The 19,744-nt window shown below is 61.9% G+C and carries 17 protein-coding genes and 1 tRNA gene; 6 read left to right on the forward strand and 12 right to left on the reverse strand.

Going from position 1 to position 19,744, the window contains the following annotated elements; translation table 11 throughout:
- The first annotated feature begins 9 nt into the window (after window positions 1-9).
- Window positions 10-207, forward strand: a complete 198-nt coding sequence (locus FHW58_RS14570; RefSeq protein WP_373996679.1) for an oxidoreductase-like domain-containing protein — start codon at window positions 10-12, stop codon at window positions 205-207.
- Window positions 208-330: 123 nt separating this feature from the next.
- On the opposite strand, the gene FHW58_RS14575 is transcribed toward FHW58_RS14570, so the two are convergent.
- Entirely contained in the window at window positions 331-2,031 is a 1,701-nt protein-coding gene (locus FHW58_RS14575) for a methyl-accepting chemotaxis protein (RefSeq protein ID WP_179673854.1), read from the reverse strand.
- Between the two features lie 113 nt (window positions 2,032-2,144).
- The gene (locus tag FHW58_RS14580) at window positions 2,145-4,391 is read right to left on the reverse strand and encodes a TonB-dependent receptor (RefSeq protein WP_179673855.1); all 2,247 of its coding nucleotides are present in this window, start codon (window positions 4,389-4,391) and stop codon (window positions 2,145-2,147) included.
- A gap of 182 nt (window positions 4,392-4,573) precedes the next feature.
- Between FHW58_RS14580 and FHW58_RS14585 the strand changes: the two genes are divergently transcribed.
- Window positions 4,574-4,900: a hypothetical protein gene (locus tag FHW58_RS14585; protein WP_179673856.1), complete on the forward strand. Its 327-nt coding sequence runs from the start codon at window positions 4,574-4,576 to the stop codon at window positions 4,898-4,900.
- On the opposite strand, the gene FHW58_RS14590 is transcribed toward FHW58_RS14585, so the two are convergent.
- Both FHW58_RS14590 and FHW58_RS14595 read right to left on the reverse strand, forming a co-directional pair.
- Window positions 4,893-6,902 (reverse strand): bifunctional diguanylate cyclase/phosphodiesterase, encoded by a 2,010-nt coding sequence (locus tag FHW58_RS14590; protein WP_229265325.1) that lies wholly within the window; start codon window positions 6,900-6,902, stop codon window positions 4,893-4,895. The genes FHW58_RS14585 and FHW58_RS14590 overlap by 8 nt on opposite strands.
- Before the next feature lie 410 nt (window positions 6,903-7,312).
- The gene (locus FHW58_RS14595) at window positions 7,313-7,918 is read right to left on the reverse strand and encodes a LysE/ArgO family amino acid transporter (RefSeq protein ID WP_179673857.1); all 606 of its coding nucleotides are present in this window, start codon (window positions 7,916-7,918) and stop codon (window positions 7,313-7,315) included.
- Window positions 7,919-8,007: 89 nt separating this feature from the next.
- Between FHW58_RS14595 and FHW58_RS14600 the strand changes: the two genes are divergently transcribed.
- A complete protein-coding gene (locus tag FHW58_RS14600; protein WP_179673858.1) occupies window positions 8,008-8,892 on the forward strand; it encodes a LysR family transcriptional regulator ArgP in 885 nt (294 codons plus the stop codon).
- Here FHW58_RS14600 and FHW58_RS14605 read toward each other — a convergent pair.
- Both FHW58_RS14605 and FHW58_RS14610 read right to left on the reverse strand, forming a co-directional pair.
- Window positions 8,889-9,962: a histone methylation protein DOT1-like protein gene (locus FHW58_RS14605; RefSeq protein ID WP_179673859.1), complete on the reverse strand. Its 1,074-nt coding sequence runs from the start codon at window positions 9,960-9,962 to the stop codon at window positions 8,889-8,891. The two genes, FHW58_RS14600 and FHW58_RS14605, sit on opposite strands and share 4 nt — an antisense overlap.
- A 43-nt stretch (window positions 9,963-10,005) precedes the next feature.
- Window positions 10,006-10,371, reverse strand: a complete 366-nt coding sequence (locus tag FHW58_RS14610) for a DUF5710 domain-containing protein (protein WP_179673860.1) — start codon at window positions 10,369-10,371, stop codon at window positions 10,006-10,008.
- Between the two features lie 60 nt (window positions 10,372-10,431).
- Between FHW58_RS14610 and FHW58_RS14615 the strand changes: the two genes are divergently transcribed.
- Entirely contained in the window at window positions 10,432-11,079 is a 648-nt protein-coding gene (locus FHW58_RS14615) for a hypothetical protein (protein WP_179673861.1), read from the forward strand.
- On the opposite strand, the gene FHW58_RS14620 is transcribed toward FHW58_RS14615, so the two are convergent.
- On the reverse strand, window positions 11,076-12,173 hold the full coding sequence (locus FHW58_RS14620; RefSeq protein WP_229265326.1) for a Gfo/Idh/MocA family protein: 1,098 nt from the start codon (window positions 12,171-12,173) through the stop codon (window positions 11,076-11,078). The genes FHW58_RS14615 and FHW58_RS14620 overlap by 4 nt on opposite strands.
- Window positions 12,174-12,395: 222 nt before the next feature.
- On the opposite strand from FHW58_RS14620, the gene FHW58_RS14625 reads away from it, so the two are divergent.
- Window positions 12,396-12,737 (forward strand): HdeA/HdeB family chaperone, encoded by a 342-nt coding sequence (locus FHW58_RS14625; RefSeq protein WP_179673863.1) that lies wholly within the window; start codon window positions 12,396-12,398, stop codon window positions 12,735-12,737.
- A gap of 225 nt (window positions 12,738-12,962) precedes the next feature.
- Window positions 12,963-13,925, forward strand: a complete 963-nt coding sequence (locus tag FHW58_RS14630) for a helix-turn-helix transcriptional regulator (protein WP_179673864.1) — start codon at window positions 12,963-12,965, stop codon at window positions 13,923-13,925.
- A 176-nt stretch (window positions 13,926-14,101) separates the two neighbouring features.
- Here the strand turns inward: FHW58_RS14630 and FHW58_RS14635 are convergent.
- From FHW58_RS14635 to rpsU, 5 genes are all read right to left on the reverse strand, one after another.
- Window positions 14,102-14,180: transfer RNA gene (locus FHW58_RS14635), tRNA-Ile, on the reverse strand.
- A gap of 44 nt (window positions 14,181-14,224) precedes the next feature.
- Window positions 14,225-16,468, reverse strand: a complete 2,244-nt coding sequence (gene rpoD, locus FHW58_RS14640; RefSeq protein WP_179673865.1) for an RNA polymerase sigma factor RpoD — start codon at window positions 16,466-16,468, stop codon at window positions 14,225-14,227.
- Window positions 16,469-16,863: 395 nt separating this feature from the next.
- The gene (gene dnaG / locus FHW58_RS14645) at window positions 16,864-18,660 is read right to left on the reverse strand and encodes a DNA primase (RefSeq protein ID WP_179673866.1); all 1,797 of its coding nucleotides are present in this window, start codon (window positions 18,658-18,660) and stop codon (window positions 16,864-16,866) included.
- Window positions 18,661-18,848: 188 nt separating this feature from the next.
- On the reverse strand, window positions 18,849-19,298 hold the full coding sequence (locus tag FHW58_RS14650) for a GatB/YqeY domain-containing protein (protein WP_179673867.1): 450 nt from the start codon (window positions 19,296-19,298) through the stop codon (window positions 18,849-18,851).
- A 125-nt stretch (window positions 19,299-19,423) separates the two neighbouring features.
- Complete coding sequence (gene rpsU / locus FHW58_RS14655) at window positions 19,424-19,636, reverse strand: 30S ribosomal protein S21 (RefSeq protein WP_008451879.1); 213 nt, start codon at window positions 19,634-19,636, stop codon at window positions 19,424-19,426.
- Window positions 19,637-19,744 lie beyond the last annotated feature (108 nt).

The raw sequence follows: 19,744 nt of genomic DNA on the forward strand, positions 1-19,744 counted from the left end.
TGAGCAATGATGATGGATGACCCGAAGCCGCAACCACCCACCCCGCCCGCGCCGGGCGATTGCTGCCACAGCGGCTGCACGTATTGTGTGGAAGATTTGTATCAGGAGGAGCTGGACCGCTACCGCGCGGCGTTGCGGGCGTGGGAGTTGCGCCACGCCGGCGCCGACTCCACCCGGCAAGTCAACCCCGCCCGGCAAGGGGTCTGACCCCGCACGGGGTCAGACCCCGGCTTCGGCAGGCCGCCTTGGGGTGGCGGCGTGCGTGGCCTGGCTGGCGTTAACACATGGCCGTTGCGGCCGCGTGCCGGGTGCGGTCTTTACCCCACCTATCTAGAACGCTTCCCACTCGTCCCCGCCCACCGTTTCCTTGACCGGCTTCTTCAACGCCGGCCGCACCACCGGCGCCCCGGCGCTGGCCGCCACCGCGGCCGGCACCGCCGGCTTGCGCGCCACCGGCGCCGGCCGCGCCGCCGTCTGCGCTGTCGCCAGCAGCTTGAACACGCTGACCACCTCGCTCAGCCGCGCCGCCTGCTCCTGCATCGACTCGGCCGCCGCGGCCGCCTCCTCCACCAGCGCCGCGTTCTGCTGCGTCACCTGGTCCATCTGCACGATGGCGGTGTTGACTTGCTCGATGCCGGCGCTCTGCTCCACGCTGGCCGAGGTGATCTCGCTCATGATGTCGGTCACGCGCGTGATGCTGGTGACGATCTCGTTCATCGTCTCGCCGGCCTGGTTGACCAGCGCCGAGCCGGTTTCCACTTTTTCCACCGAGTCGCTGATCAGCAGCTTGATGTCCTTGGCTGCCGCCGCCGAGCGGTGTGCCAGGTTGCGCACCTCGCCCGCCACCACCGCAAAGCCCCGGCCCTGCTCGCCGGCGCGCGCCGCTTCCACCGCCGCGTTCAGCGCCAGGATGTTGGTCTGGAAGGCGATGCCGTCGATCACCGAGATGATGTCGACAATCTTGCGCGACGACTCATTGATCGAGGCCATCGTGCCCACCACCTGCCCCACCACGTCGCCGCCCTTGAGCGCGATGCCCGAAGCCGACTGCGCCAGCTGGTTGGCCTGGCGCGCGTTGTCGGCGTTCTGCTTGACGGTGCTGGTCAGCTCCTCCATCGACGACGCCGTCTCCTCCAGGCTGGACGCCTGCTGCTCGGTGCGCGACGACAGGTCCTGGTTGCCGCTGGCGATTTCCGACGAGGCGGTGGCGATGGTGTCGGTGCCGTTGCGCACCTGGCTGACCAGGTTTTGCAGGTTGGTGGTCATGTCCTTGAGCGCCTGCATCAGCTGGCCGGTTTCGCAGTTGCTCTTGACGTCGATGTCGCGCGTCAGGTCGCCATCGGCCACCACGCGCGCCAGCGACACCGCCTCCTGCAGCGGCCGGGCGACGATCTTCGCCACCCACATCGCCAGCGCCATGCCGATGCCGATGTTCAGCACCAGCAGCACGATCGAGGTTAGGCGCGCGCTCTGGTAGACGCGGGTCGCCTCTTCGCTGGCGGCGTCGCCGCCGTCCACGTTCAGCTTGACCAGCTTGTTGACTTTGTCGGTGATGGCAGCCAGCGCCTGCGCCGAGGAGCCGGCCGACAGCGCGCGACCCTCGGCCTTCTGGCCGGCGCGCGACATGCGGATCATCTTGTCATGGTCGAGCATGAAGGCGGCCAGCGCCTTGTCGAATTCGCTGGCGATGGCTTTTTCCTGCGGGCTGGAGATCAGCTTTTCGTAGGTGTCGCGGTGTTGCTTGAGCAGGGCCAGCGCCTTGTCGAGCCTCTGTTCGTAGTCGGCCATGGCGGCCGCGTCGTCGTTGAGCAGGTGGGCCAGTTCCCAGCGGCGGATTTCGCCGACGTCGGTGCGCAGGTCCATCACCGCGCGCACACTGGGCATCCAGTTGTCGGCCAGGTCGGTCGAGGCCTGGTTGACGCGGTCCATCGACAGCATGTTGCTGAGGCCCAGCACCAGGGTCAGAAACAATACTGCACCGAAAGAAACGATCAGCTTGGTGGCTATTTTCAGATCGTAAAACCATTTCATGGCTCTTCTCCTCATCGCTGCGGCTGGCTATCCAGTATGCAACTATGTGGGGCGCCATGCCAGCGCCGCGCTGTGCCTGTGTTATCCGTGCAACAGCGCGGCGCCGGGACCGCTTACAGCTTGCCGTTCAGCGTCAGGAAGAACTGGCGCGGCGCGCCGGTCAGCAGGGTCTGTGCCGTGCCTTTCGGGTCGCTGGCCTGGAAGCCGTTGGTGCCGATGGTGCTGATGTACTGCTTGTCGAACAGGTTGGTCACGTTCAACTGCAGCGACAGCTCCTTGGCCCAGCCCAGCGACTTCAGCTTGTAGCCGGCCGACAGGTTGGACAGCCAGAACGCCTCGACGCCGGCGTCGTTCAGGTAGGTGTAGTAGCGCTTGCCGGTGTACTTGGCGCCGAGGCGGGCGAACCAGGCGCCGCCTTCATACGACACTTCGGTGTTGAACAGCTGGCGCGGCGCGTTGACCACGGTCTTGCCGCTGACCGCCACCAGCGTGGTGCCGTCGACGTAGTTCGACTTGTACTTGGAGTCGTTGTAGGTGTAGGAGTTGAACCAGCTGAACTCGCGGTTGAACTTCCACACCGCCACCGCTTCCGCGCCCTTGGTGTCGACCTTGCCGACGTTGACGAAGGTCGACGGGCAGCCGACGATGCCGGCGCAGGTGGCCACGCTCAGCTGGCGGTCGTCGAAGCGGGCGCTGTACAGCGCTACCGAGCCTTGCAGGCTGGCGCGCTTGAAGCGGTAGCCGAGGTCGACGTTGGTCGAGGTTTCCGGACGCAGGTTGCCGATGCCGGCGTTGTACGCGGCCTGGGTCTGCGAGAACGGGCCGCCCACGCCCGGCTGGAAGGCGCGCATGTTTTTCGACGCCGAGCCGAACACCTCGTCGTCGGCGGTGACGGCGTAGTTGAAGCCGGCCTGCGGCAGGAACTTCTTGTTGGCGTCCAGGTCGCCGGCAGCGCGTGTGCCGACGATGTTGGTGGCGTGGATGTCGACGTCCAGCGCCTTGAAGCCGGCGTTGATCTTCAGCTTGTTGTCCAGCAGCGCCAGCGTGTCCTGCAGGTAGTACTGCGAGGTGGTGGTGATGAAGTTCTGCTTCCAGTCGGTGGCGAACGGATTGCTCAGGTAGTACATGGTGTCGGCCGGACCGGTGACGCCGTAGTAGTTGCGGCTGGCGGTGTGGTTGTTACGCTCGCCCCACAGGCCGGCGCTGATGGTGTGGTCGCCGATTTCCCAGCTCAGGTCGCTGGTGACGCCGTCGCGGTAGATGCTGTACTCGGTGGTGCGCAGCGAGATCGGGTTGGCGGCATTGGTCGGCACGTACGGCGTGTACCAGTGGCCCTGGCCCTTGTTGTCGTGGTGGTAGATGGTGGTTTTCAGGTCGACGTTCTGGCTCAGGTGCAGGTCCAGCGTCAGGCCGCCGATGGTGTCCTTGCGCAGGCCGCCGGCCGAGTAATAGGCGTCGTCCAGGCTGTTGACGCCGCCGGTGTAAATGCCCTTGGCGGCGTTGACCGCGCGCTGCCAGTCCGGCTGGTAGTTGTCCCAGTTGTAGCCGAGGCGGTTGATCATTTCCAGCGACATGTCCTGGTAGTCGATTTCCTTGCGGTCCGAGTAGTTCAGGAAGCCGGTCAGGCTGTTGTCGCCGAAGTTGAACACGAAGCGCGAGTTCCACTGATCCTGGTCCTGGCCGCCGTCGCCCTTCCACTTGTCGGTGCGCTGGCGGGTGCCGCTCAGGAAGGCCTTGAAGACGCCGTTGATCAGGCCGGAGTCGACGCGCACAAAGGTGCGCGAGGTCGAGTCGCTGCCACCGGTTTGCGCGAAGGTCAGGCCGCGCTCGTCGCTCGGCGCCAGCGTGAAGAACTGCACCGTGCCGCCCAGGTTGCTCGACGAGGCGGTGCCGAGCGAACCGGCGCCCTGCGACACCTGCACGCTGCCGATGTTTTCCGACGAGATGGCGCGGCTGATGTGCAGGCCGTTGTTGTTACCGTAACTCATGTCGCCCAGCGGCACGCCGTCCAGCGTGTAGCCCAGCTGGCTCTGGTTGAAGCCGCGGATGCTGAAGCTGGTCGACCATTCGTAGGCGCCGAACGGGTCGGCCGACTGGAAGTTGACGCCCGGCAGCTTGTCCAGCACCTTGAGCGGGCTGGTGCCCGGCAGGGCTTCGGCCAGGTCGAGCTTGTTGATGTTTTGCACCTGGCGCGACTGACCGCGGCCGGTGATTTCCACCGTCTGGACAGGGCCGGCCAGGGCGCCGACTGCCGCGCTGTCGTCGGCGGCGGTATCGGTGGCTTCGCCGGCGTACGCCTGGCAAGCCAACGCTTGCAGGACGACCAGGCACAAAGGTTTCAGAGGGAAGCGCTGTCGCATGATTGTTGTTCTTTCTTGCTAGGTTGGTGGAAAATCAACTGGCAAGATTGTAGGAAGCGGATGTGACCAAGCGATGACGCCTGCGTGACATCTTGATGACACAGCAACATTTGTTCATGCAGTCGCAGTTCGGCACCATGACGGTGGTGGCGAGGTGGGCCATGCTGCGGTAAGCTGGCGGCATGAACCCGACGCGATTCCTGATAGCGCTGCTGCTGAGCGCCACGCTGGCCCTGCCGGTGCTGGCCATCGATCGCCCCTTCCCGGCCAATATCCTGCGCGGCAAGTTCACGCCCGGCTACTTCCCGGACATCACGCTCGACGGCAAACCACGCCAACTGTCGCCATCCGCGCGCATCTTCAATCAAGACAACCGCATCGAAATGCCGGCCGCCGTGCGCGGCAGCGACATCGTCGTCAACTACACCGTGGACGGCATGGGCTATATTGATCGCATCTGGATTCTGACCGCCGAAGAAGCGGCGCAGAAAGTGCCCAGCGCTAAATAACGTAATCCGGCTGGACTGCCGGCGAGGCGGCGCGGCTGCCGGCGAAGCGCAGCAACTCGCCGGGCGCCACCGGGCGCGCGATGTGGTAGCCCTGCAGATAGTGGCACCCCATCTTTTCCAGCATGGCGGCCTGGCCGGCCGTCTCCACGCCCTCCGCCACCAGTTGCAAGCCCAGGCTATGGCCCATGGCGATAATGGCATGCACCAGATTATGGCTACGCTCGCTATGCTCGATACCCATGACGAAGGAGCGGTCGATCTTCAGCGTGTTCAGCTGGAACTGGGTCAGGTAGCTGAGCGACGAATAACCGGTGCCGAAGTCGTCCAGCGAAATGCCGACGCCCAGCGCACGCAACTGCGCCAGCACGGTCTGCACATTCGCGGTATCGTCGATCAGCACCCGCTCGGTCAACTCCAGTTCCAGCTGGTGCGGCGACAGGCCGTTGCGGATCAGCGCCTGCGACACCAGCGTCACAAACGCCGGATCGGCCAGTTGCCAGGCCGAGACGTTGATGCTGATGGTCACATCGCTCAGCGTGCTGTGCGTCCACTGCCCGACCTGGCGACAAGCCTGCTCCAGCACCCAGGTGCCGAGCGCGATGATCATGCCGCTGTCTTCCGCCACCGGGATGAAGCGGTCCGGCGACACTGGCCCCAGCAGCGAACTGTTCCAGCGCAGCAGCGCCTCAACCTTGGTCAGTTTGCCGCTCTGGGCACTGATGATGGGCTGGTACACCAGGTAAAACTCGCCGGCATCGATGGCGCCGGCCAGCGCGCCATCGATAACCAGCGCATCTTTCGCCATCGCGTTCATATCGTCGCTGAACACGCGCTGTTCGCCGCGACCAGCCTTCTTGGCCTGGTACATGGCGATGTCGGCGTTGCGTATTAGCGTATCGCTATCGGTTCCGTGATTTGGATAGCAAGCAATGCCTATGCTGGCGGTGACGCTGATGGCGTGGTAGGACAGTTCGAACCCCCGCGCCGTGGCGGCGATGAGCGCATCGGCGCAGTCGGCCGCCATCATCTCGGCGCTGCGCGGCGCCAGATCGGGGATGACGACGATAAACTCGTCGCCGCCGAAGCGGGCCAGCACATCCATCGGGCGCAGCAGCGCGTGCATGCGGTCGGCAGCGGCGCGCAGCAACTCGTCGCCGGCGGCGTGGCCGAAAGAATCGTTGACGCGCTTGAACTTGTCCAGGTCGATGAACAGCACCGCGCACTCGCGGCCATTTTCGGCGGCCTGGGCCACCTCCTGCGCCAACCGGGCCGACAGCGCGTGGCGGTTGAAGTAATTGGTCACCGGGTCGATCCGCGCGGCCTGGTACAGCTGATCGTCCTTCTTTTTGCGTTCGCTGACGTCCAGCAACTGGACCAGACAGAACAGCCGGCCGCGCTCGACGTACGGCGACGCCAGCAATTCGACCGGCAAATGATTGCCGTTGCGCAACTTGAAAATGGCCGTATCGGCCATCGGATAGGCCGTTCCCTCCGCCTGGAACCGGAAGAAATAATGGTCGGCCATGTCGCGTGACAGGCCCGGCAGCAGCTCGCACACATGCTTGCCGATCAGTTCCTGAGCGCCATCAAAGCCCAGCAATTTTGCACAACGCTCATTGGCCACGTGGACATAGCCGCGCCGGTCGCGGATCAGGAAACCGTGGCTCAAGCTATCGATGGTGCGGGCGTAGCGCTGCTGAATTTCATCCTGCACCGCATACACCAGACCCAGCATGGACATTACCTTCAAAATACTGGTGCCGACAAACCACACCACATACGTATCCGGATCCAGGGTCACAACGGAAAATAAATTAAAGCCGGCACGCAATATCAACGTCATGCCCAGAAAACGGTAGCGGTTATTCACCGCCATCAGCCGCACGCCGGCCCACAGCATCACCAGGCCTAATGCCGCCGCACTCCCGCGCACCAGCCAGTCATTATTTGCACGCCACAGCAGATAAAACAACCCACTGGCCAGCATAATAACCGGCAACATCCCGCGTACGTGAACCGCGCGCAGCCTACCGATAAAGAATTGCGTCCCCGACCAATATCCCGCCATGCCGACGGTTAAACCCAAGGCGCTTAAATACAAACGCCACTGCAACGACAATATATCCGCAGTACCAAACCAGATAGTGCCGCCAGCCATAATGGCCAACTGTCCGGCACCCCAGAATAGCGCGTGCTTTTCCTTGCGCTGCATCAGCCAAAGAAAAATTAATAAGGCGCTGAGGATGGTATCAGCGGTAAATTCCACGACCATCGCGGTGAGGAAGCCTGGTTGTGCGCTCATCGACATGCGGCGTCCGGGGACGCAGGTTCAAAAAGACCACCTCATTGTATGCCGAACCAGGCTTTTCATGCCAGAAATTAGCATGAACCAGCCAGTTTTGAGCTTATGCTCTATAGAAACAACGAAATGGCAAGACTCCACATGACCATCGCGATAATGCCGTCCAAAATCCGCCACGCACTGGGCCGGGAAAATATCGGCGTCAAATAGCGTGCTCCGAGACCCAGGCTACTAAACCATAGGACGGATGCCAACATTGCCCCAAGAGCAAAATACCAGCGGCCGCTTCCAGGCTGCTGACCACCGATCGAACCCAATAACACCACGGTATCCAGATAAATATGCGGATTCAGCAAACTGAAAGCCAGCATCGCAGCAATAACCGTGCGTCTATCCGGCGCGGCATTATTCATATCTGTCACCAAGGCCGATGGATGAATGGCGGAGCGCGCCGCGCGCAAGCCATACCAGAATAAAAATCCCGCGCCAGCGATTTTTATCCAGAATAAAAGCGACGGCGCCTGAATAATCAGCTGCCCCATGCCGGCCACGCCGGCACCAATTAAAACCACATCGCAGATAATACAAATCGCGATACACGTCAGCACAAATTCACGCTTCAGTGCCTGCCTGAGTAAATAGGCATTTTGCGAACCAATGGCCACGATCAAGCTGCCGCCCAAACCCAAACCTTTCAAAAAAGCGGTGGCTTCCATACGCCTCTCCCGTGCGAAAAAAACGCCAGATTACGTCCCGCCAGCAGATAAGTATAATTAATATTATTTGCCAAATATTAGGTGAGCTAATGAGTCGCGTAGACTACCGGGGACTGGCCGCGCTGGACGCGGTGATCGATCATGGCAGTTTTGACAAGGCCGCCGTAGCGCTGTCGATCACCCAATCGGCAGTGTCGCAACGCATCCGCATGCTGGAAAACAGCGCCGGCGAATTGCTGATCGTGCGCAGCCAACCGCCCGTGCCGACCGAAGCCGGGCAGCGGCTGATCGCCCACTACCGCCAGGTACGGCTGCTGGAATCCGCGCTCGACAAGCGTCCAGGCGACACCGACGCCCGCCCGGAAATCGCCATCGCCGTCAACGCCGACAGCGCCGCGACGTGGCTGCAGGAAGCCGTCACGCCGCTGATGCGCGATGGCGATTGCATGTTGCAGATCCGCCTGGACGACCAGGACCACACGCTGAGCATGCTGCGCGAAGGCCGGGTATTCGGCTGCGTCACCAGCGAAACCGCCCAGGTGCCGGGCACCACCGCCACGCCGCTAGGCATCATGCGCTATTTTTGCGTGGCCACGCCGGTCTTTGCCGCCCGCTGGTTTCCGGACGGCATGACCGCGCAAGCCGTCGCGCACGCGCCGGTGATGACCTTCGACCGCAAGGATATGCTGCAAACCCGCTTCATCGCCCAGCATACCGGCTACACCGGGCGCTACCCGCATCATGCGCTGTCCAGTTCGGAAGGTTATGTGCGGTTCGTCGAGGCGGGGTTTGGCTACGGCATGCTGCCGCTGCCCCAATGCGACCGGCAACTACAGGAGGGAGCACTGATCGATCTAGCGCCCGGCAAGTGGCTGGACGTGATGCTGATCTGGCATATGTGGGACATCCAGACACCGTTCACGCGCGCATTATCTGATAACCTGGTGGCTACTGCACGCAAATGGCTGCTTTAGCTAGCCAAATCCGCGCGCGCCCGAGCTTCCCACGCGACCACGTCCGGCTGGTGCAGATAACGCGCTTCGGACGCCGGTTCGGCCATTTGCGGGCCAATACGCTGATAAATCATCACGCTGGTCCACGAAAGCGTTCCGGGCGCGTGCGATTGCAGCAGCCGGAACGCTGGATGCTTGATCGGATAAGTAGTGGTAGTGACCAGCGCGCCCTCCGGCAGTTCACGCGCCAGCTTGTTGCTCAGCGCATCCATCAGCGGCCCGAAGCAGGTGCTGTACAAGAACACCAGGCTGGCACCACGCACATCGACCTTGAACATATCGCTTTCGATAAAGGCGATGCGCGCACCTAGCTCCAGCAGATGGCGGCCGCTGGTCTGCACCCCGGACGGCAGCATTAAGGGCGAGTCCGGCGTCAACGGCTGCGGCAAGGCTTCCAACCCTTGACGGGCCAACGTCAGCAGCCTGACCAGCCGTTCCTGCGCCAGCCGGTGCCGGTAAGTCATCAGCTCGATGCCAACGCAGCGCACAAACGGCCAGCTCAGCGCCGCCGTCATGACCACCTTGCCCAAGCCGCTGCCGAGGTCAACCATCACGCCGCCGGGCGGCAGGAAGGGTTGGACGGCGTCGAAATAGTTATCCAGCTCGAAACGCTGCATTTCGCCGTAAATCAAGCCACCTTCCTGAATCAGCCAGGAACGGACTTCATCATCGGAGATCTGCTCCAGCGGCCGAAATCCGGGCAGCGGCGCCAGCTTGGGCAGCATGCCCATCGGCAGGATGCTGGCTGGCAGCGTGCCGATCATCACGCTCAGATGCGGGCGCAGGCGCTCGATCAGGTAATCGTGACGGGACGCCTTTTCCGCGCAAGCGCGCAGCGCATAGCCAATTTCGAGGAAAGGCAAAAACGGCGAATCCGGCGTCAGCTCCAGCGTGGGCCGGGCATGCGTCTCGCCGCCCTGGATACTCTGGAACAAGGCCTCGAAAATATCGGCCGGCTGGCGGAAGCGCTGGACCGGCTCCGTTGGCCGGTTTTCGGTGCGGAAGGTGGGCTGCGGGGTCGAGCTATTCATCTGAGGGAATATTGCACTTCCCCATCATTTTGTAAATAGAACATCAAGCCGCGCGCAATGCATTTAGCATTTTTACAACATCATCATAATGCGCCTGCCAGCCCGAGTTGGCCAGCTTGGGCGCACACACCGGGCAAACAGCGAAAGGATCGCAATCGTGCTGCAGCTCGACATAGTAGCGGCCGATGACCGGCTTGCCGGCATACGAATCCGACAGCACCGGCCGCGACTTGAGCGACGGCTTGGCGATGGCCGGCACAAACTCGGCGCCGCCCGGCGGCAGCCAGCGCGCAAAGGCGTCCACGTCCTTCCCATCCGGCACGTACCATGACTTGCGCTCATTGTTCCAGCGCGCGCCCAGCGCCTTGGCCTCATCTTTTTCCGCGAACGGCACTTTTAAAAACATCATCTTGAATCTCTCCGCAACGGCAAGATGCGTATTTTACCGGCGCTATGCGAAAATGCGTGTATGCCCACGATAGAACCTCTTACCCTCACCCTGTCCGAACTGGCCGAACGCTGGCAGATGCTGCCGCAGGAAGTGCTGGACTCGCCCCACGCGCTGCCGATGTATTTCTACTTCGACGGCCTGGTCTTCGACTTCAACGACAAATGGCACCGCGCCAATGGCGACGTCAGCGTGGTGCAAACACTGGAAGCGCACAAGACGCGCCAGTCCACGCTGGAAATCGACCTGCAGCGCCAGACCATGCACAAGCGCGGCCTGCTGAAGCTGACGCAGTGGGAAGAAGCCATGAGCGACGAGGAAATGCAAAGCCAGCAGGCCGAATCGGACCGGCTGACCGAAGAAATCGCGCGCCTCGCCGAGTTGCTGAAAAAGCGCGACGAAGAGCGCCAGCGCTGCGTGCGCAACGGCCTGTTGCGCGCCGCGCCGCGCAGCCTCAACGAAATTGCCGAACGCGGCCAGACCCGCTTCCCGCAATTCGCCTACATGCCGCACACGCCCAACCGCGCGGCCGGCGACACCGCGTCGATCGCCGAAGGCGCGGTGGTGGCGCTGGAAGACGGCTTCCCGCTGAAGGAATACCTGACCGGCGCGGACCTGGTGGTGGCCATGCAGGACGTCCGCGCCGCCGAAGACAGCGCCAGGTCTTAAGTCAGCGCAATCCGCTTCTGCTCGCGCGCCGAGCGGTAGACCGCTTCGATGATGCGGATGTCGCGCAAGCCCTCCTCGCCGCCCACGATCGGCTCCTTGTTATTGATGATGCACAGCGACAGGTGGTCGAGCTGGCCCGCCCACTGGGTCGCGCCCGGGCCGGGCGGCGGCGTGACCAGCTTGCTGCGATCCTGGCCCACCCACAACTGGTTGCCCTCGTAGCGGGTGCCCGGCTCCAGGTCGATGCGGCCCTTGTCGCCTATCAGCAGAATGTGGTTCTGGTTGGCGCTGTACATCGACATGCAGGAGCCGATGACGCCGGACGGAAACTCCAGCTGGAACTCGATCATGTCCTCGACTTCGCGGAAGCGCGGATCATTGCGGTCGGTGGTTTCCTTGGCGTAGACCGAGACCGGCTCCTCGCCCGTCATGTAACGTGCCGCGTTCAGCGCGTAAATGCCGATATCCATCAGCGAACCGCCCCCAGACATCGCCTTCTTCAGGCGCCAGGCGTTGGGATTGCCGGCGGTGAAACCGTGCTCCGAGCGGAAGTAGCGCAGCTTGCCGATGCCGCCGGCACGGGCGATACGGCGCGCCTCCAGATTGTTGGCCTCAAAGTGGCAGCGATAGCCGATCATCAGCTTCTTGCCGGCTTTCTTGCAGGCGGCGATCATGGCCTCGCATTCCTTGGACGACACCGCCATCGGCTTTTCGCACATCACATGCTTGCCGGCTTGCGCGGCGCGGATCGTGTACTCGGCGTGCATCGACACTGGCAGGCAGACGTAGACGACGTCGATGTCCGGATTGTCCTTGATGCTGTCGAAATTCTCGTAGTTGTAAATGCCGCGCTCCGGCACGCCATACTCGGCCGCGACCCGCTTGGCCTTGGCCGGATCGCCGCTGACCAGCGCCACCAGCTTGCTGTGCTGACAGTTCTTGAACTGCGGGATGATGATTCCCAGCCCATAGCCGCCCAGCCCGACGATCGCATAGCCCAGCTTGCGCTCCGGCGTCGCCGCCATCGCCGGCAGCCCCATCGCCGATGCCGTGATAGCGCTACCAGCAGCAAGCACAAGCCCGCGTCGATTCATATCAATCATCTCCTCGCTCCTTTTTGGTGGTTTGTCGGACAATTTTAGTCCAAGCACAAGGCCGTGGCGCATGCGGAGCAAGAAAAAAGCGCGCCATGGAAAAAGACAAGGAGACTCGAAGCCTTTAGGCAGAGCGCAGTTTAAGTGTTTTCTAAATCACCACACTTAAGCTGAATTTGTAGCCGAGAGGCAACAACATCAATCCACCCAAGGAGTTTTGCCATGAAAATCGTTCCTTACCTCGCCGCCCTGACGCTGTCCGCCATCGCCACCACCTCCGCCATGGCGGAGACCGCAGCCAAGCCGGTCGTCAAAACCTCTTGCGCCGACTACGTCGCTCTGAACGAAACCATCAAGCCGCAATTCATCTACTACGTCGTCGGCCACGGCAAAAAAGGCCAGAAGGAAGCGGTCTTCGAAGAAGTGGATATCGAGAAGATTAAGCCGGAAGTCGACAAATTCTGCTCCATCAACCTGACCAAATCGGCCTACGACCAAGTCATCGCCAGCAGCGTCGCCTCTGAAAAAGCCTACCGCGCACAACACGCAACCAAGGCTAAATGACACTGCGCAAGGCACAACAGGGGCGCCGCCCCTGTACCCATGATGAGAATTTGACCCCACCCAACTACGGCAACGCCTTCAAGAAAGTCGCCGGTCTGAACGGCTGACACCACCAGTCGCAGGCGCGTGCTGGCTATACATTAAGTTCAAGTTCACGGTGGCAATAGCGGCGTATAATGATGACAATGGTTTATTGACAACCTCTTCGTTCCCTGCCAGAACGCCATGGACATCGACAGCTCCCTGCTGCTTGAACTGTACCGCGCCGCCCGTGTCATGCCGGTTGCCGAATTTCCCGAATTCGCCCTGGGTTTGCTGCGACCCTGTGTCGGCTTTGATTCCGCCCGCTTACTCACGGTCGAATTTGCAGGCAGCGCCACCCTCATCCGAAGTTCAACCGCCTACAACGTCGCCGGCGATCATGTGCTGGACTGGGATGCAATCAGCCGCAAGGATTTGGTGCTGTCAGCGATCCGGGAACAGGTGAATCGTCCCATCAGCTTTCATGTTCCCACGTTGTTTGCCTCGCCGGAATATTCGGTAGTACGCGACTATGCCGAGCGCTATGAGCATACCAACGGCTTATGCGTGGCCCTGCCCGACACCGAGAGCGGCTACACCGACGGTCTGTCGCTCTACCGTGCCCGCAGTGACGACCATTTCGGCGTACCAGAACAATTGAAGCTGCGCCTGCTGATGCCGCATCTGATCGAAGCGCTCAAGCTGAATCGCGAGCTGGCGGCCGTCAGCCGGCCCGCGGCGCCGCAGGGCGCCTTGCTGATCGCGCGCACCGATGGTTCGGTGCAATACTGCACCAACGCCGCCAGCACGCTGCTGGCCAAGGAATGGAGCGACTGGCACGCGGCGCGGCTGCCGGCGCGGTTGCTGTATGAACTGGGTCGTCCAGGCATCCAGCATTACGAGGGAGCCTGGCTCAGTGTGCTGGCCGAACGCATCGGCGACCTGCTATTTCTGCGGCTGCGGCCACAGTCGCCACTGGCGCAACTGAGTCCGCGCGAACGTGAAGTGGCCCGCAAATACAGCGGCGGCGCCTCCACCAAGGAAATCGCCGCCGCACTGGGACTGTCGCCAGCTACCGTGCGCAACTTTGTACAGCGGATTTACCAGAAGCTATCCGTGGGCGACAAAGCTACCTTGGCCAGCCTGCTGGCTGCCAGCCAGCACTGAGCGCTCGAAATCGCGGCGGCCCACCTGGTTGGTTTCTGCTGAGTCAGATTCGTCATGCGAAACGCTGGCGGTGGCCAAGCTGTTCCGCCTGGGCCGCGACGCGCAAGACATCGGCACCACGCTCAAACTGCTGGCGCCTAAAAGAAAATAGCTGCCCTGAAGCAGCTATTGAAAAGTGGTAGGCCCTCGCGGAGTCGAACCGCGCACCAAAGGATTATGAGTCCTCTGCTCTAACCAAGCATGAGCTAAGGGCCCGAAGAACACGGGAGCATATAGGCTCCCCCTACCTCAGTCAAGCCTTAGTTGCCTTCCAGGAAGCTCTTCAGCTTGTCGGAACGGCTTGGGTGACGCAGCTTGCGCAAGGCCTTGGCTTCGATCTGACGGATGCGCTCGCGCGTGACGTCGAATTGCTTGCCGACTTCTTCCAGCGTGTGGTCGGTCGACATTTCGATGCCGAAACGCATGCGCAGCACCTTGGCTTCGCGCGGCGTCAGCGAGTCCAGCACATCCTTGACCACGCCACGCATCGAGGCGTGCAGCGCGGCGTCCGATGGCGCCAGCGTGTTGTTGTCCTCGATAAAGTCGCCCAGGTGCGAATCGTCGTCGTCGCCGATCGGCGTCTCCATCGAAATCGGCTCCTTGGCGATCTTCATGATCTTGCGGATCTTGTCCTCCGGCATTTCCATCTTGATGGCCAGCGTTGCCGGGTCCGGCTCGGCACCGGTCTCTTGCAGAATCTGGCGCGAGATGCGGTTCATCTTGTTGATGGTTTCGATCATGTGCACCGGGATACGGATGGTGCGCGCCTGGTCGGCGATCGAGCGGGTGATGGCCTGACGGATCCACCACGTCGCGTAGGTCGAGAACTTGTAGCCGCGGCGGTATTCGAACTTGTCCACCGCCTTCATCAGGCCGATGTTGCCTTCCTGGATCAGGTCGAGGAATTGCAGGCCGCGGTTGGTGTATTTCTTCGCGATCGAAATCACCAGGCGCAGGTTGGCCTCGGTCATTTCGCGCTTGGCCTTGCGCGCCTTCATTTCACCGGCCGCCATCTGGCGGTTGATGTTGCGCAGGTCCGGCAGCGGCAGCACCACGCGCGCCTGCAGGTCGATCAGGCGCTGTTGCAGCTCCTTGATGGTCGGGATGTTGCGGCCCAGGATGGCGCTGTAGGCATGGCCGGCGGCCACTTCGCCATCGACCCATTCCAGGTTGGTTTCATTGCCCGGGAACACTTTGATGAAGTGGGCGCGCGGCATGCCGCACTTGTTCACCGCCACGTCGAGGATCTGTTTCTCGATATGGCGCACTTCGTCGACTTGGCCGCGCAGCGTGTCGCACAGCTTCTCGACCACCTTGGCGGTGAAGCGGATGCCCAGCAGTTCTTGCGAAATCGCTTCCTGCGCTTTGACGTAGGCTTTCGAGTTGTAGCCTTCTTTTTCGAAGGCGCGGCGCATCTTGTCGAATTGCAGGGAGATGACGTCGAATTTCTCCAGCGAAGCCGCTTTCATGGCTTCCAGCTGTTCGGCCGAGTAGCCCGCCGCCGCGCCCGACGGGCTGGCTTCTTCCTCTTCCTCTTCTTCCTCTTCTTCTTCCTCCTCGTCCTCTTCCTCGTCGTCGGACGAGGCGGCGGGCGCCGCGGCGGCTTCGTCTTCGTTGTCGTCTACCAGGCCGTCGACAATTTCGTCGATCTTGATCTCATCAGCGCGGATCCGGTCCGACGCGGCGATGATTTCGGCGATCGTCACCGGGCAGGCGGAGATCGCCTGGATCATGTCTTTGAGGCCGTCCTCGATGCGCTTGGCGATTTCGATCTCGCCCTCGCGCGTCAGCAGCTCGACCGAGCCCATCTCGCGCATGTACATGCGGACCGGGTCGGTGGTGCGGCCGAAATCGGAGTCGACGGTGGACAGCGCCGCCTCGGCGGCGGCTTCCGCTTCGTCATCGCTGGTGACGGTGGCGACATTGTCGGACAGCAGCAGCGTCTCGGCGTCGGGCGCGTGCTCGTAGACGGCAATGCCCATGTCGTTGAAGGTGCCGATAATGCCTTCGATCGCTTCCGGATCGACGATATTGTCGGGCAGATGGTCGTTGATCTCGGCGTACGTGAGGAAACCACGTTCCTTGCCGAACTTGATCAGGGTCTTGAGCTTCTGGCGGCGGCGTTCGAGTTCTTCCTCGGTGGCCTCGGTGTCCGACGAGAACGCGTCTTTGAGCAGCGCTTTTTCCTTGGCCTTGCGGTCCTTGGCCTTGGCCTTGTCGACCGCCTTCAGCTCGGCGCGTTCGACTGCGTTGAGCGCGGCGACTTCGTCGTTCTCAGGCTGGAATTCTTTCGGTTTGCGCCCGCGCCGGCCCGGCACTTTGACCGTGGGCAGCACGTAGCTCGAAGTATCGATGGCGGCCAAGGTGGCCGCATCCGTGGTCTGGCTGACCGCTGGCGGCTTGCTGGCGACGCGCGTCTCCGGCTTGTCCGCCGTTTTGGCGGATTTTGCGCTCACTTTAACCGGCTTTGCAGCCGCTTTGGATTCAGGTTTCTTGATTGGCACAGGCGCTTTCGATTACGGATAAAGTTTCGATCCTTAGATCACTACGTCTTCGAACTTGCCGACTACACAAGTCCGACAATACTACGACTTACTTACACCTGGGTCAGGCCGACCGCCGCTATAGAACTCCAAGGAATTCTACTGCATCAGACACGTGCGTGGGGGCAAGAAAGCGTGACTCGGTTAGGTAGCAAACAGACTATTTGCTCAACCGTAGCTGGCCCTGGCCGCCGACACCTGTCCTTCCGCGTCGATCAAGAGCCTAACTCACTGAAAACAAACACACTCTGAACAGAAAAACGATGCCAAAACATACAACACTTAGCGTTTTATTATAGCACGTCACTTTTCAATTTCCAGAGGGAAGACCTGCGCCTCCCCCGCTGGTCCCTTGCCTAGCGCGGCGCCAGATCGGCCTGCGCCTCGCGCAACAGCTGGTCTTGCTGCGCGGTTAATTCCCGGTAGCGGACGCCGATCTCGTCGGACGACAGGCCGGCCGCGAACAGCTGGCTCAGCTCCTGCTTCAGCGCGTCGTGCTTGACCTGGCGGATTGCCGCCCGCAGCACCACGCGCTCGGTGTCGCGCTCGGTTTCCGGTTCCTTGACGATCTCGGCAATGATGCCGTCGTACTCGTCGCCCTGCGATTTCAACTGCTGGGCAAAGGCGGCAAACGCGCCGCCCTCGCCCATGGCCCGGGCCGTCGTCAGCAACTGCCCCAGCCGCTCGGCCGATTCCTGGCCGAAGAACTGGAAGGCCGCCTCGGCCGCCTGGTCGACCTCCAGCGCCAGCGACGGGTGCGCCACCAGCACGCGCATGATCTGCAACTCCAGCCCCTTCGGCTGCGGCCGGCCGCCCTTGGGCGGCGCGATCTTGACCGTGGCCACCGGTTTGGACAGCTCGAACAGCACCTCGATTTCCGACGGCGAGGTCTGCGTCAGCTGCGCCAGGCCGCGCACGATTTGCAGGCGCAGCGCGGTGGGGGTCATCGCCTGCAGCATCGGCTTGGCGTCGAACTGCGCACGCGCCCGGCCTTCCAGCGTGTTCATGTCGTGCTCGCCGCAGGCTTCCTTGATCAGGAACTGCGACAGCGGCATGGCCTCGTGAATCTCTTGCTCGAACGCTTCCTTGCCGTGTTCGCGCACATAGCTGTCCGGGTCGTGCTCGGTCGGCAGGAACAGGAACTTGATGGTCTTGTTGTCCGTCACGTGCGGCAGGCAGGCTTCCAGCGCGCGCCGCGCGGCGCGGCGGCCGGCCTTGTCGCCGTCGAAACTGAAGATCACCGTGTCGGTCTGGCGCAGCAGTTTTTGCACGTGGTGGGTGGTGCAGGCGGTGCCCAGCGTTGCCACCGCTTGCGGGAAGCCCATCTGCGCCAGCGCCACCACGTCCATATAGCCCTCCGTCACCAGCACGTAGCCCGCGTCGCGGATCGCCTGGCGTGCCTCGAACAAGCCATACAGCTCGAAACCCTTTGAAAATAAAGGCGTTTCGGGAGAATTCAAGTACTTTGGTTCGCCCTGATCCAGCACCCGGCCGCCAAAGGCGATGACCTGGCCCTTGGTGTTGCGGATAGGGAACATCACGCGCTCGCGGAAGCGGTCATAGCGCTTGCGGTTGTTGCCGTCCTCATCCACCTTGTCGATGACCAGGCCGGACTCGGCCAGCACCACCGCCTCGTAGTCGGGGAAAACGGCACGCAGGTTGTCCCAGCCGTGCGGCGCGTAGCCGAGGCCGAAGCGGGCGGCGATTTCGCCGGTCAGGCCGCGCCGTTTTAAATAGGCGATGGCGTCCGGCGCGCTGCGCAGTTGCTGCTTGTAAAAATCGCTGGCGCGGGTCATGGCGTCGGTCAGCGCCAGGCTCTGGGCCGCCATTTGCGCGCGCTGCGCCGGCGGAATCTTGTCGTCCTGGTCCGGCACCACCATGCCGACGCTCTGCGCCAGTTCCTTGACGGCATCGACAAAGCCCATGCCGGAATATTCGATCATGAAGCCGATCGAGGTGCCATGGGCGCCGCAGCCAAAGCAGTGGTAGAACTGCTTGGTCGGGCTGACCGTGAAGCTGGGCGACTTTTCATTGTGAAACGGGCACAACCCCATGTAGTTCGCGCCGCCTTTTTTCAGCTGCACGTAACGGCCGACCACGTCGACGATATCGACGCGGTTCAGCAAATCGGCGATAAAAGTTTGTGGTATCACAGGGCGGAACGGTCTCGGAGTAGGTCAGACTATACCGCCGCAGCCGACACGCCTTGAGGCACATCAAACCGCGGCAGCGATGCAATCGTCCGTCGTTCCGGCGCAGGCCGGAACCCATAGAAGGTATGCATGCCGCCTATGGATTCCGGCCTGTGCCGAAATGACGTTTCAAACGGTGACGGTGTTGCTTACGCCGGGGTCAGTGCTTTTTTGACCAGCGCGGAGACCACGGTCATGTCGGCGCGGCCAGCCAGCTTCGGCTTGACGATGCCCATGACCTTGCCCATGTCCTGCGGACCGGCGGCGCCCGAGGCGGCCACGGCGGCGGCCACTTCGGCGGCGATTTCCTCGTCCGACAGGCCGGCCGGCATGTAGGCGCTCAGCACGGCCAGCTCGGCCTTTTCGATGTCAGCCAGGTCGGCGCGGCCGCCGGCCTCGAACTGGGTGATCGAATCCTTGCGCTGCTTGATCATCTTTTCCACGATGGCCACGGTCTGGGCGTCGTTGACTTCGATCTGCTCGTCCACTTCCTTGCGCTTGATTTCGGCCAGGATCAGACGGATGGTCGCCAGGCGACCGGCTTCCTTGGCACGCATCGCGGTTTTCATGTCTTCGGTGATTTGTTCTCTCAGGCCCATGAGGTTTCTTTCAGAAAATGTGGAGATGAAAATGCGAAAACCCGCTGCGGCCTGGCCGGAGCGGGTATCTCTCAGATGCCGCTAAACACAACCGGCGTGTGCCAGGTTGGCCTGCGTAAGCAATCTTAGAAGAGTTTTTTCGGCAGCTGTTGGCTGCGGATGCGCTTGTAGTGACGCTTGACAGCAGCAGCCAGCTTGCGCTTACGCTCAGCCGTTGGCTTTTCGTAGAACTCGCGTGCGCGCAGTTCGGTCAGCAGACCGGTTTTTTCGATGGTGCGTTTGAAGCGACGCATTGCGACTTCGAACGGCTCGTTTTCTTTAAGGCGAATAGTGGTCATGTAAAAATTCAAACCGTTGGAGGTTATAGGGAGACAGAGACTATAGCAGCTTTTTCCGAAAAATGGAAGCCCGAGGCCGTTCAACACAGCCTGCCATGCGGCCTTCAT

The sequence above is a fragment of the Duganella sp. 1224 genome (genome assembly GCF_013408245.1).
Classification (GTDB): Bacteria; Pseudomonadota; Gammaproteobacteria; order Burkholderiales; family Burkholderiaceae_D; genus Rugamonas.